Source organism: Lonsdalea quercina subsp. quercina (genome assembly GCF_000688655.1).
GTDB classification, from domain to species: Bacteria; Pseudomonadota; Gammaproteobacteria; order Enterobacterales; family Enterobacteriaceae; genus Lonsdalea; species Lonsdalea quercina.
In genome coordinates this window covers 249,410-262,873 of record NZ_JIBO01000008.1, presented here as the reverse complement: position 1 = coordinate 262,873, position 13,464 = coordinate 249,410, and the positions used below count along the sequence as shown (strand labels likewise).

The following is a 13,464-nucleotide window of genomic DNA, read 5'->3' as shown; positions in this document are numbered from 1 at the left end:
ACCCAATCATTTGTTAAATTAATGTTTAATAATCGCCTACATAATCAGTTTGTTTTTAATAAATTGTTAAATGCGTGATCCAATTCACCATTCCCAGCAAATTCCCTTAAACTCTATGTGTGCTATTTGTAATGATATTGTGAAGCACCTATACTTTTTTCAGGTCTCCGGAATACCCTGCAGTAGGAGCACCCAGCGTGATAGGTTTGCGCCGCCCAGGCTTAAAATTGGCTGATGGGGCGTGCGGCGAAACAAGGAGATGCCCGACTTATCTTCCTTTATGCAACCGTTCATGCTGTCTGACCCCCACAACAGGTCCGGAGTAAGAAAATAATAAAAGTTGTGTGGGCGAACCTGTGAAAAAACAAAGACCTGTGAATCTGGATCTGCGAACGTTCCACTTTCCTGCTACCGCGGTAGCATCTATTCTCCATCGCGTTTCCGGCGTCATCACCTTTGTTTCAATCGGTATCCTGCTCTGGCTGCTGGGCCTCTCTCTGTCTTCCGAAGATGGCTTCATGCAGGCGTCGGCCATGATGGATAGCGTCATCGCCAAATTGATCGTCTGGGGGATTCTCACCGCGCTGGCCTACCATGCCGTGGGTGGTTTGCGTCATCTGCTGATGGATTTTGGCGGCATAGAGGAAACGTTTGCCTCGGGTGAACGCTCCGCATGGATCGCTTTTGTTATTACTGTCGTGCTTTCAATCTTGTCTGGAGTCCTTGTATGGTAAGCAATGCTTCTGCACTTGGGCGTAATGGAGTACACGATTGGTTATTACTTCGCGCTGCTGCCATCGTCATCGTGCTGTACGTTTTGTATCTGGTGGGGTTTTACGTCACTGCGCCCGAACTCACCTATCCCCTCTGGCGTGATTTCTTCGCCCTGCGTCTCACTAAAGTGCTCACCCTGATGGCCCTGTTTTCGATTCTGGTGCATGCCTGGATCGGCCTGTGGCAGGTGTTGACCGACTACGTCAAACCGCTGGCCGTTCGGCTCACGTTACAGTTGGCGATTGTGGTCGTACTGATGGTGTATGTCATTTATGGAACGATTGTGGTGTGGGGGGCGTAATGAATTTGCCGGTCAGAGAGTTTGATGCAGTTGTGGTTGGCGCGGGCGGCGCGGGTATGCGCGCCGCGTTGCAAATTTCCCAGATGGGGCTGTCCTGCGCCCTGATTTCCAAGGTATTCCCGACGCGTTCCCATACCGTCTCCGCACAGGGCGGTATCACGGTCGCGCTGGGCAATACCCACGAGGATAACTGGCAGTGGCATATGTACGACACGGTAAAAGGGTCGGACTACATCGGCGATCAAAATGCCATTGAGTACATGTGCAAGACCGGACCGGAAGCCGTGTTGGAGCTGGAGCATATGGGGCTGCCGTTTTCGAGGTTGGATGACGGGCGTATTTACCAGCGTCCGTTCGGCGGTCAGTCGAAAAACTTCGGCGGCGAGCAGGCGGCGCGTACCGCGGCGGCGGCCGACCGCACCGGACACGCGCTGCTGCACACGCTCTATCAGCAAAACCTGAAAAATCACACCACCATTTTTTCCGAGTGGTACGCGCTGGATCTGGTGAAAAATCAGGACGGCGCGGTGGTGGGCTGTACTGCGATTTGTATCGAAACCGGCGAAGTCGTCTATTTCAAAGCCCGCGCGACGGTGCTGGCGACCGGCGGCGCAGGGCGCATTTATCAGTCAACGACCAATGCGCATATTAATACCGGCGACGGCGTGGGCATGGCGCTACGCGCCGGCGTGCCGGTGCAGGACATGGAAATGTGGCAGTTTCACCCGACGGGGATCGCCGGAGCGGGGGTGCTGGTTACTGAAGGCTGTCGCGGCGAGGGCGGCTATTTGCTGAATAAAGACGGCGAACGCTTTATGGAACGTTACGCGCCGAATGCGAAAGATCTGGCGGGCCGCGACGTCGTCGCACGCTCCATCATGATCGAAATCCGCGAAGGCCGTGGGTGCGACGGTCCGTGGGGGCCGCACGTCAAGCTGAAGCTCGACCACCTCGGCAAAGAGGTCCTGGAGTCGCGCCTGCCGGGTATTCTGGAGCTTTCCCGCACCTTCGCCCATGTCGACCCGGTGAAGGAGCCGATCCCGGTGATCCCGACCTGTCACTACATGATGGGCGGCATACCGACCAAGATCACCGGTCAGGCGCTGACCGTTAACGAACAGGGCGAGGATGTGGTGATCCCCGGCCTGTTCGCCGTGGGGGAGATTGCCTGTGTCTCAGTGCACGGCGCGAATCGTCTCGGCGGTAACTCGCTGCTCGACCTGGTGGTGTTCGGCCGCGCCGTGGGGATGCATTTGGAAGCGTCTTTGTCGGAGCAGGGCGCCAGCCGCGATGCCAGCGAGTCGGATATCGAGGCCTCGCTGACACGTCTCAACCGCTGGAACAACAACCGCGATGGGGAAAGCCCCGTAGAGATCCGCCGGGCTTTGCAGGAGTGCATGCAACATAACTTCTCCGTCTTCCGCGAAGCCGACGCGATGGCTCAGGGGCTGGAGGAGCTGAAAACAATCCGCGAGCGGTTGCAACNCGCCCGTCTGGACGACACGTCGCAGGAGTTCAACACCCAGCGCATCGAGTGTCTGGAACTGGATAATCTGATGGATACCGCGTTCGCCACCGCGCTGGCTGCGAATTACCGCACGGAAAGCCGTGGCGCGCATAGCCGCTCCGACCACCCCGATCGCGATGATGAACACTGGCTTTGCCACACGCTGTATCTGCCGGAGACCGAAAGCATGACGCGCCGCGAGGTGAACATGCAGCCGACGCTACGCGAGGCATTCCCGCCGAAAGTGCGCACCTATTAGAAGACGGAGAGACGGCGATGAAACTTGAATTTTCGATTTATCGTTACAACCCGGATATGGATAACGCTCCACGGATGCAGGACTACCAGTTGGAAGCCGACGAAGGGACGGACATGATGCTGCTGGACGCATTAATCCAGCTCAAGGAGCAAGACCCTACGCTCACCTTTCGCCGCTCTTGCCGTGAGGGCGTGTGCGGTTCGGATGGGGTGAATATCAACGGTAAAAACGGTCTGGCATGCATCACACCGGTGTCCAGCCTGCGTCGCGGCAACCACAAAATCGTGATTCGACCGCTGCCGGGATTGCCGGTGGTACGCGATTTGGTGGTAGACATGGGGCAATTCTATGCCCAATATGAGAAAGTTAAACCTTACCTGTTGAATAATGGGAAGAATCCTCCAGCACGTGAAAATTTGCAATCGCCGCAGGACCGGGCGAAGCTGGACGGGTTGTATGAATGTATCTTGTGCGCCTGCTGTTCCACCTCTTGTCCCTCTTTCTGGTGGAATCCGGATAAATTCATCGGGCCTGCCGGGTTGCTGACGGCGTACCGATTCCTGATCGACAGCCGTGATTCGGAAACCAAGCCGCGTCTCGACGGGCTTGACGACGCTTTCAGCGTGTTCCGTTGTCACAGCATCATGAACTGCGTCAGCGTGTGCCCGAAGGGTTTGAATCCGACGCGCGCCATCGGCCATATTAAGTCAATGTTATTGCAGCGCGGCGCCTGACGGACGCATCGAGCTTAAGGCCTCCGACTTCGGACTGGGGCCATCGGGAATGGGTTTTTATCCCGCATTCAGGCGCGATAGACCCTGATCATTCGGTTCCCTTGGCGGGCTGAATTTAGCTCACCAGGCTCACCGNCGGCATGCGGAGTGAACCGCTTATCCGGCAACGCCGCTTTTGATGCGGCGCAAAAAAATGTTAACCACGGCGAAAACTGAAGCACATCAGCTTAAGGGATCATAATGCAGAATGGTGCAATGAAGGCCTGGTTGGATTCCTCCTATCTGGCGGGGGCGAACCAGTCCTACATAGAGCAGCTCTATGAAGATTATTTAACCGATCCGGCCTCTATCGACACCAGTTGGCAAACGATTTTCCAGCAAATGGNGGCGACGGGAGTCAAACCCGATCAACTGCACTCTCAAACCCGAGACTATTTTCGTCGTCTGGCGAAGGACAGTTCACGGTACACCTCCTCTATCCACGACCCGGACAGCGACGCCAAACAGGTCAAAGTGCTGCAGCTCATCAATGCGTTTCGCTTTCGCGGCCATCAGCATGCCAACCTCGACCCGTTGGATCTTTGGAAACAAGAGCCCGTTCCTGACCTTGACCTCGCCTATCACAATCTGACCGAAGCGGATTTGGACGATACCTTTAACGTAGGTTCGTTCGCTATCGGCAAAGAGACCATGAAGCTGAGGGATTTGTACGCGGCGCTGCGGCAGACCTACTGCGGCCCCATCGGCGCGGAGTATATGCACATTACCAATACGGAAGAGAAACGCTGGATTCAGCAGCGCATCGAATCCGTGGTCGGTCAGCCGTCGTTCAGTGTCGATGAGCGTAAGCGTTTTCTAAAAGAGTTGACGGCGGCGGAAGGGCTGGAGCGCTATCTGGGCGCGAAATTCCCCGGCGCCAAACGTTTCTCTCTGGAAGGCGGGGACGCGCTAATCCCGATGCTGAAAGAAATCGTGCGGCATGCCGGTAAAAACGGCACGCGCGAGGTGGTCTTGGGGATGGCGCACCGTGGACGCCTGAATGTGCTGGTCAACGTCTTGGGCAAAAAGCCGCAGGATCTGTTCGACGAGTTCATCGGCAAGCACAAGGAGCATCTCGGCACGGGCGATGTGAAATATCATCAGGGCTTCTCTTCGGATGTCGATACTGAAGGCGGCAGGGTGCACCTTGCGCTGGCCTTCAACCCCTCGCATCTGGAGATCGTCAGCCCGGTCGTCATCGGCTCGGTGCGGGCGCGTCTGGACCGTCTGGATAATCCCAGCAGCGCGCTGGTCCTGCCCATCACTATTCACGGCGATGCGGCCATGACCGGTCAAGGCGTGGTGCAGGAAACGCTGAACATGTCCAAAGCGCGCGGTTACGACGTCGGCGGGACGATCCGTATCGTCATCAACAACCAGATAGGGTTCACAACCTCCAATCCGCGCGACGCGCGTTCGACCGAGTACTGCACCGACATCGGCAAAATGGTGCAGGCGCCCATTTTCCACGTGAACGCGGATGATCCCGAGGCCGTGGCCTTTGTGACCCGGTTGGCGCTCGACTTCCGCAATACCTTCAGGCGCGACGTCTTCATCGACATGGTGTGTTATCGCCGCCACGGTCACAACGAGGCCGATGAGCCGAGCGCCACTCAGCCCTTGATGTATCACAAAATCAAAAAGCACCCGACGCCGCGTAAAATCTACGCGGACCGTCTGGAGCAGCAGCAGTTGATTCAGCTGGAAGACGCCACCGAAATGGTCAACCTTTACCGCGACGCGCTGGACGCGGGCGAATGCGTGGTGGAAGAGTGGCTGCCGATGGATACGCAGGCGCTGGCGTGGATGCCCTATCTCAATCACGACTGGGACGAAGACTACCCGCATCAGGTAGACAGGAAGCGCCTGCAGGAGCTGGCCCGACGTATCAGCACCATCCCTCCGGCGATCGAAATGCAGTCTCGGGTCGTGAAAATATACCATGACCGCGCCGAAATGGCAGAGGGCGGTAAGCCTTTTGACTGGGGCGGCGCTGAAACGCTGGCCTACGCCACGCTGGTAGATGAAGGCATTCCTATTCGGCTGTCGGGTGAAGATACCGGCCGCGGCACCTTCTTTCACCGTCACGCGGTCGTGCACAACCAGAAGAATGGCTCTACCTATACGCCGTTATCGCATGTGCATAATGCGCAAGGGGAGTTTAAAGTATGGGACTCGGTGCTGTCGGAAGAGGCGGTGCTGGCCTTCGAATACGGTTATGCCACGGCCGAGCCGCGTACGCTGACCATCTGGGAGGCGCAGTTCGGCGATTTCGCCAACGGCGCACAGGTGGTGATTGACCAGTTCATCAGCTCTGGCGAGCAGAAATGGGGACGGATGTGCGGCCTGGTGATGCTGCTGCCGCACGGCTATGAAGGGCAGGGACCCGAACACTCCTCGGCCCGCCTGGAACGCTATTTGCAGCTGTGCGCTGAACAGAATATGCAGGTCTGCATCCCTTCCACCCCGGCGCAGGTTTACCACATGCTGCGGCGTCAGGCGCTGCGTGGAATGCGCCGTCCATTAGTGGTGATGTCGCCGAAGTCGCTGCTGCNTCATCCGCTAGCGACATCGACGCTGGATGAGCTGGCCTCCGGTAAATTCCAGCCAGCGATTGGCGAGGCCGACGACATCGATCCGCGCGAGGTGAAGCGCGTCGTGATGTGCGCAGGTAAGGTTTATTACGATCTGTTGGAAAAACGACGCAAGAATGAGCAGAAAAATGTGGCGATTGTCCGCATCGAGCAGTTGTATCCCTTCCCTCAGCAATATGTGCAGTCCGTGCTGGAACCGTACGCTCACGTTCTCGATTTCGTCTGGTGTCAGGAAGAGCCGCTGAATCAGGGCGCCTGGTACTGCAGCCAGCATCATCTGCGCGAGGCGATCCCCTTCGGCGCTTCCCTGCGTTATGCCGGCAGACCGGCATCCGCATCGCCCGCCGTGGGGTACATGTCCGTCCACCAAAAGCAACAGCAAGATCTTGTTGATGACGCGCTGAACGTTAATTGAATCAAAAGGATAGATAATGAGTAGCGTAGATATACTGGTTCCCGACCTGCCCGAGTCCGTCGCCGACGCCACCGTGGCGACCTGGCGCAAGCAGCCGGGCGACAGCGTCCAGCGTGACGAAGTGCTGGTTGAAATCGAAACTGACAAGGTGGTGCTGGAAGTGCCTGCCTCCGAAGCCGGCATCTTGGATACGGTACTGGAAGCAGAAGGTGCGACCGTGACCTCACGCCAGATCCTCGGGCGTTTGCGGCCCGGCGACAGTAGCGGCAAAGAGTCCAGCGAAAAACCGGCGAACAAGGAGTCTACGCCAGCCCAGCGTTACACCGCCGGGCTGGAGGAGGGGAGCAACGACGTGCTGAGTCCGGCGATCCGCCGACTGATCGCGGAGCATGATTTGGACGCGTCGGCGATTGCGGGCAGCGGCGTGGGCGGTCGCATCACCCGGGAAGATGTCGAAAAACAGCTTACCCGGCAGCGCGATGCCGCCGTAGTCGCTCCGGCGTGCGCGGGAGAGGCTGCGGCAGTACCGGCATCTGACTCTTCGCTGGACCGCCGCAGTGAAAAAAGGGTGCCGATGACGCGCCTGCGCAAGCGGGTAGCCGAGCGACTGCTCGAAGCCAAAAATAGTACGGCCATGCTGACGACGTTTAACGAAGTCAATATGAAACCCGTGATGGCGCTACGAAAACAGTACGGTGAAGCGTTCGAAAAACGGCATGGCGTCCGCCTGGGATTTATGTCGTTCTATATCAAAGCGGTGGTAGAAGCGCTCAAACGTTTTCCCGAAGTGAATGCCTCCCTGGATGGCGAAGATGTGGTGTACCACAACTACTTCGACGTCAGCATTGCCGTCTCTACACCGCGTGGTCTGGTGACGCCGGTGCTGAAAGATGTCGATATGCTGAGCATGGCGGATATCGAGAAACAGATTAAGGAACTGGCAATTAAGGGGCGTGATGGCAAACTCACCGTGGATGAGTTGACGGGGGGAAACTTCACCATCACCAATGGCGGCGTGTTTGGTTCATTGATGTCGACACCGATCATTAATCCCCCGCAAAGCGCGATTCTGGGGATGCACGCCATTAAGGATCGTCCGATGGCCGTTGAAGGGCAGATGGTCATTTTGCCCATGATGTATTTGGCGCTTTCCTACGACCACCGACTCATCGACGGTCGCGAGTCAGTCAGTTTCCTGGTGACGATCAAAGACATGCTGGAAGATCCGGCGCGTCTGTTGCTGGACGTTTGAGGCAGAGGTTCAAGATAGAGTAGGGCGGCTTGACGCCGCTTTTCGTCACCCAAACCGTCTGTATATCGCCACTCATAAAATCGTGGATTTATCTTCAAATATAAAATGGATTGAACACCATGAATTTACACGAATATCAGGCAAAACAGCTCTTTGCTCGGTATGGCATACCGGCTCCAGAGGGCTATGCCTGCAAGACGCCCCGCGAGGCGGAAGAGGCCGCCGAGAAAATCGGCCAAGGTCCGTGGGTCGTCAAGTGCCAGGTGCATGCCGGGGGAAGAGGTAAGTCAGGCGGCGTTAAAGNCGTCAACAGCAAAGAAGAAATTCGCGCTTTCGCGGAACACTGGTTGGGCAAGCAACTGGTCACTTATCAGACTGACGCCCACGGGCAGCCGGTGCAGCAGGTGCTGGTCGAAACCGCGACGGACATTGCCAGCGAGCTGTACCTCGGGGCCGTTGTCGACCGCGGCAGTCGTCGCGTCGTGTTTATGGCGTCCACGGAAGGCGGCGTAGAGATTGAAAAAGTCGCGCAGGATACGCCGCATCTTATCCACAAAACGGCGCTGGACCCCTTGACCGGACCGTTGCCGTATCAGGGCCGTGAGCTTGCCTTCAAACTGGGCCTTAGCGGTAAACAAGTTGCCCAGTTCACCCAGATTTTCATGGGGTTGGCCAAGCTGTTTCTGGAGCGCGATCTGGCGTTGGTTGAGATCAACCCGCTGGTCATCACCGGGCAGGGCGAACTGCTCTGTCTGGACGGCAAGCTGGCGGTGGACGGCAATGCGCTGTTCCGTCAGCCCGAGCTGCGTGAAATGCACGATCCGAGTCAGGTCGATGAGCGTGAGGAACACGCGGCGCAGTGGGAGCTGAACTATGTCGCGCTGGACGGCAATATTGGCTGTATGGTCAACGGCGCGGGGTTGGCGATGGGCACGATGGATATCGTGAAGCTGCACGGCGGCGCGCCGGCCAACTTTTTGGATGTGGGCGGCGGCGCGACCAAAGAGCGCGTGACCGAAGCTTTTAAAATCATTCTGTCAGACAGCAAGGTCAAAGCGGTGCTGGTCAACATTTTCGGCGGCATCGTACGCTGTGACCTGATCGCGGATGGCGTCATCGGTGCCGTGGCGGAAGTGGGGGTCAACGTACCGGTGGTGGTGCGTCTGGAAGGTAACAATGCGGATCTTGGCGCGCAGAAGCTGGCGGAGAGCGGTCTGAATATCATTNCTGCAACCGGCCTGGCGGATGCGGCTCGGCAGGTGGTCGCTGCCGTGGAGGGAAATTAATGTCTATTCTGATCGATAAAAATACCAAAGTGATCTGCCAGGGTTTCACCGGGAGTCAGGGAACGTTCCACTCCGACCAGGCGATAGCCTATGGGACTCAGATGGTTGGCGGGGTTACGCCGGGCAAGGGCGGTACCCAACACCTGGGTTTGCCTGTGTTCAACACGGTACGCGNCGCCGTTGCGGCCACCGGCGCGACGGCGTCGGTCATCTATGTTCCGGCGCCTTTCTGCAAAGATTCCATTCTGGAAGCAATTGATGCGGGCATCGAGCTGATTATTTGCATCACCGAAGGTATCCCTACGCTAGACATGTTGACGGTGAAAGCCAAGCTGGAGCAGACCGGGGCGAGAATGATCGGCCCGAATTGTCCGGGTGTGATTACGCCGGGCGAATGTAAAATCGGCATTATGCCCGGCCATATTCATCTGCCGGGAAATGTCGGCATCGTTTCACGCTCCGGTACGCTGACCTATGAAGCGGTCAAGCAGACGACGGACGTCGGTCTGGGCCAGTCTACTTGCGTTGGCATCGGCGGCGATCCCATTCCAGGCTCAAACTTCATCGATATTCTGTCACTGTTCGAGCAAGATCCGCTCACGAAAGCGATTGTCATGATTGGCGAAATCGGCGGTACGGCGGAAGAAGAAGCCGCGGCTTTCATCAAAGATCACGTGACCAAACCCGTTGTCGCCTATATTGCGGGCGTCACTGCGCCGAAAGGGAAGCGGATGGGTCATGCCGGCGCCATCATCGCAGGCGGGAAAGGAACGGCTGACGAGAAATTCGCTGCGTTGGAAGCGGCTGGCGTGAAGACGGTGCGTAGCCTGGCGGATATCGGCGAAGCGGTAAAAAGTATCATTACCCGTTAATGGGGTGAACGATTGATTTCGCGGATAGCTAAAGCGTCATGACCACCATAAAGACCATCTTCGGATGGTCTTTTTTATGTTTGCGATAGGCGAATATTTAAATGGTAATGACTCTCATTTCTAAAAATAACGTTGCGGCAACAATATAAACCCATAAATATAAAAACCGTCATCATATATAAACAAAATTGCAGTAATTACCCTGATCGACAAGTCGGCAAATATTAATTATTGAAACGTTACGGTCACGTCAAATTAACAACATCAGCCTAATGAAAATGGAATGTGTCCCATTGTTAACATGAAAGGCGGATATTGCGCCAAATCAAAAAATGCACACTGGATATCTTCGTCAAAATACGCTTAAATTGCGCCCGATCAATTATCTGCCAAAGGTATGTGATTGTGAGGGCGGGGTTAAATCAAAACCCTAACCAGCGTCACGTAAAAACCTATTTATTACAGGGGATTGTAGGCGTAATATACCGGTCACTTCATTTTAGGTGCGATATTGGTAATTTTTATAACCTTTCTTAGGCTTATTTTAATTAGACAGCATGTCGTGGTGGGATTTTCGTCATGCGATGTTTAAGCCTGTGTTCAGCAATTAGTTGTGTTCTTTTAGGGTATTGCAGCCGTTATTCAACGGATTGCCTCTACTGCGAGCGAAACCTTCCTGCGAGGAGCAAGGAGTCAAGATGTTTGATATAGTCGAACTGTCACGTTTACAGTTTGCCTTGACAGCAATGTACCATTTCCTGTTTGTGCCACTAACGCTGGGGATGGCGTTCCTGCTGGCAATCATGGAAACGGTCTACGTCCTGTCTGGCAAACAAATTTATAAAGATATGACCAAGTTCTGGGGCAAGCTGTTTGCGATCAACTTCGCACTTGGCGTGGCTACCGGGCTGACCATGGAATTCCAGTTTGGGACCAACTGGTCTTACTTCTCTCACTATGTTGGTGATATCTTCGGGGCGCCATTGGCTATCGAAGGCCTGATGGCGTTTTTCCTGGAGTCCACCTTCGTCGGCTTGTTCTTCTTCGGATGGGATCGCCTGAGCAAGGTACAGCATATGGCGGTGACCTGGCTGGTCGCTCTGGGTTCCAACTTCTCCGCGCTGTGGATTCTCATCGCCAACGGCTGGATGCAAAACCCTATCGCTTCCGACTTCAACTTCGAAACTATGCGCATGGAGATGGTGAGTTTCGCGACTCTGGTCTTCAACCCAGTTGCACAGGTGAAGTTTGTGCACACGGTTGCCGCCGGATACTGTACGGGCGCCATGTTCATTCTGGGCATCAGCTCTTACTATCTGCTGAAAGGCCGCGATATCGCGTTCGCCAAGCGTTCATTCGCTATCGCCGCCAGCTTCGGGATGGCTTCCGTGCTGTCTGTTATCGTACTGGGTGACGAATCCGGTTACGAAATGGGCGACGTTCAGAAGACCAAGCTGGCTGCAATCGAAGCCGAATGGGAAACACAGCCTGCTCCAGCTGCGTTCACGCTCTTTGGCCTGCCGGATCAAGAAGCCAGAGAGAACAAATATGCGATTCAGGTTCCTTATGTTCTAGGCCTGATTGCAACGCGTTCTACAGATAAAACCGTGACGGGTCTGAAAGATCTGATGGAGCAGCACGAAGTGCGCATCCGTAATGGCATGAACGCCTACCATCTGCTTGAGCAACTGCGCGCAGGCAACACTGACCCCGCCGTTCGTGAAGCCTTCAACGCCAGCAAGCAGGACCTGGGTTACGGCATGCTGCTGAAACGCTATACGCCGCAGGTGTCCGATGCATCCGAAGCACAGATCCAAATGGCCGTGAAAGACTCTATTCCTCACGTGGCGCCGCTGTACTTCTCGTTCCGCATCATGGTGGCCTGTGGGATCCTGATGCTGATCATCATCGGCCTCTCTTTCTGGACCGTGCTCCGCAACAAGATCGGTCAGCGTAAATGGCTGCATCGTGCCGCGTTGTACGGTATTCCTTTACCGTGGATCGCGGTGGAAGCCGGATGGTTCGTCGCGGAATATGGTCGTCAGCCTTGGGCGATTGGCGAAGTGCTGCCGACCTCTGTCGCCAACTCATCGCTGACAGCAGGCGATCTGCTGTTCTCTATGGGATTAATTTGCGGTCTGTACACGTTGTTCCTCGTCGCAGAAATGTACCTGATGTTCAAGTATGCGCGTCTGGGGCCAAGCAGCCTGAAAACGGGTGCATATCACTTTGAACAGCCGACCGCTGCAGCGACGGAAGCAAGGTAACAGGAGTCCACTATGTTTGAGTATGAAGTACTGCGTTTTGTCTGGTGGGCGCTCATCGGCGTACTGCTGATTGGCTTCGCCATCACCGACGGCTTCGATATGGGCGTGGGGATGTTGGTCCGCCTGATGGGCCGCAGCGACGTTGAACGTCGCGTTATGATTAACTCCATCGCGCCTCACTGGGACGGCAACCAGGTATGGCTGATCACGGCGGGGGGCGCGCTGTTCGCCGCCTGGCCGATGGTCTACGCCGCAGCGTTCTCCGGCTTCTATGTCGCCATGATCCTGGTACTGGCGTCGTTATTCTTCCGTCCGGTCGGTTTCGACTACCGTTCGAAGATTGAAGACGCGCGCTGGCGCAACATGTGGGACTGGGGCATTTTCATCGGTAGCTTCGTGCCGCCCCTGGTTATCGGCGTTGCTTTCGGCAACCTGTTGCAGGGCGTACCTTTCCACATCGATGCCTATCTGCGACTGTACTACACCGGTAATTTCTTCCAGCTGCTGAACCCGTTTGGTCTGCTGGCGGGCGTGGTCAGCGTGAGCATGATTCTGGCTCAGGGCGGGACTTACCTGATGATGCGTACCAACGGCGAACTGCACCTGCGCGCTAAGGGCGTAGCGCAGTTGGCGTCGTTGGTTCTGTTCATCACCTTCGCCCTGGCTGGTGTCTGGGTCGTCTACGGCATCGACGGTTACACCGTGACATCGGTGATCAATACCGCCGCGGAATCTAACCCGTTGCGTAAAGAAGTGGTCCATCAGGCGGGTGCCTGGTTAGTCAACTTCAATCACTATCCTGCTTTGTGGGCTATTCCACTGTTGGGTGTGGTGTTCCCGCTGTTTACGGTGTTGATGGCTCGCGTGGAAAAGGGCGCGCTGGCGTTCCTGTTCTCCTCGCTGAGTATCGCCTGCGTCATCCTGACGGCCGGTATCACGATGTTCCCATTTGTTATGCCGTCGATCACGATGCCGAACGCCAGTCTGACGATGTGGGATGCCACATCTAGTCTGCTGACGCTGAAGGTCATGACCTGCGTGGCGATCGTCTTCGTCCCGATCATTCTGTGTTACACCACCTGGTGCTACTACAAAATGTTCGGTCGCATCACTAAAGAGCATGTCGAGCAGAACTCGCATTCCCTGTACTAAGTAAGGAGCTTA

The 13,464-nt window shown here is 55.9% G+C and carries 10 protein-coding genes; all 10 read left to right on the top strand.

What is annotated here, in order from left to right; genetic code table 11:
• The first annotated feature begins 344 nt into the window (after positions 1-344).
• The 10 genes from sdhC (at position 345) to cydB (ending at position 13,452) form a co-directional block, all read left to right on the top strand.
• Positions 345-734 (top strand): succinate dehydrogenase cytochrome b556 subunit, encoded by a 390-nt coding sequence (sdhC, locus tag RZ35_RS10075; protein ID WP_026743190.1) that lies wholly within the window; start codon positions 345-347, stop codon positions 732-734.
• Positions 728-1,075, top strand: coding sequence for a succinate dehydrogenase membrane anchor subunit (sdhD, locus tag RZ35_RS10070; RefSeq protein ID WP_026743189.1), 348 nt, complete (start codon positions 728-730; stop codon positions 1,073-1,075). The genes sdhC and sdhD overlap by 7 nt, the downstream gene beginning before the upstream one ends.
• Positions 1,075-2,841, top strand: coding sequence for a succinate dehydrogenase flavoprotein subunit (gene sdhA, locus RZ35_RS10065; protein ID WP_026743188.1), 1,767 nt, complete (start codon positions 1,075-1,077; stop codon positions 2,839-2,841). The genes sdhD and sdhA overlap by 1 nt, the downstream gene beginning before the upstream one ends.
• 17 nt (positions 2,842-2,858) lie before the next feature.
• Entirely contained in the window at positions 2,859-3,575 is a 717-nt protein-coding gene (locus RZ35_RS10060; protein WP_026743187.1) for a succinate dehydrogenase iron-sulfur subunit, read from the top strand.
• Positions 3,576-3,815: 240 nt separating this feature from the next.
• Positions 3,816-6,623, top strand: a complete 2,808-nt coding sequence (gene sucA / locus RZ35_RS10055) for a 2-oxoglutarate dehydrogenase E1 component (RefSeq protein WP_026743186.1) — start codon at positions 3,816-3,818, stop codon at positions 6,621-6,623.
• Positions 6,624-6,639: 16 nt separating this feature from the next.
• Positions 6,640-7,875: a 2-oxoglutarate dehydrogenase complex dihydrolipoyllysine-residue succinyltransferase gene (gene odhB, locus RZ35_RS10050; protein ID WP_026743185.1), complete on the top strand. Its 1,236-nt coding sequence runs from the start codon at positions 6,640-6,642 to the stop codon at positions 7,873-7,875.
• Between the two features lie 119 nt (positions 7,876-7,994).
• On the top strand, positions 7,995-9,161 hold the full coding sequence (gene sucC / locus RZ35_RS10045) for an ADP-forming succinate--CoA ligase subunit beta (protein ID WP_026743184.1): 1,167 nt from the start codon (positions 7,995-7,997) through the stop codon (positions 9,159-9,161).
• Positions 9,161-10,033 carry a succinate--CoA ligase subunit alpha gene (sucD, locus tag RZ35_RS10040; protein WP_026743183.1) on the top strand — a complete coding sequence of 291 codons (873 nt, stop codon included), beginning with the start codon at positions 9,161-9,163 and terminating at the stop codon, positions 10,031-10,033. The genes sucC and sucD overlap by 1 nt, the downstream gene beginning before the upstream one ends.
• Before the next feature lie 698 nt (positions 10,034-10,731).
• On the top strand, positions 10,732-12,300 hold the full coding sequence (gene cydA / locus RZ35_RS10035; protein ID WP_026743182.1) for a cytochrome ubiquinol oxidase subunit I: 1,569 nt from the start codon (positions 10,732-10,734) through the stop codon (positions 12,298-12,300).
• A gap of 12 nt (positions 12,301-12,312) precedes the next feature.
• Positions 12,313-13,452 carry a cytochrome d ubiquinol oxidase subunit II gene (cydB, locus tag RZ35_RS10030; protein WP_026738982.1) on the top strand — a complete coding sequence of 380 codons (1,140 nt, stop codon included), beginning with the start codon at positions 12,313-12,315 and terminating at the stop codon, positions 13,450-13,452.
• Positions 13,453-13,464 lie beyond the last annotated feature (12 nt).

Coding starts and splice junctions, on each gene's coding strand:
- sdhD (WP_026743189.1), top strand. CDS start 728: ATGGTAAGCAATGCTTCTGCACTTGGGCGTAATGGAGTACACGATTGG.
- RZ35_RS10060 (WP_026743187.1), top strand. CDS start 2,859: ATGAAACTTGAATTTTCGATTTATCGTTACAACCCGGATATGGATAAC.
- cydA (WP_026743182.1), top strand. CDS start 10,732: ATGTTTGATATAGTCGAACTGTCACGTTTACAGTTTGCCTTGACAGCA.
- odhB (WP_026743185.1), top strand. CDS start 6,640: ATGAGTAGCGTAGATATACTGGTTCCCGACCTGCCCGAGTCCGTCGCC.
- cydB (WP_026738982.1), top strand. CDS start 12,313: ATGTTTGAGTATGAAGTACTGCGTTTTGTCTGGTGGGCGCTCATCGGC.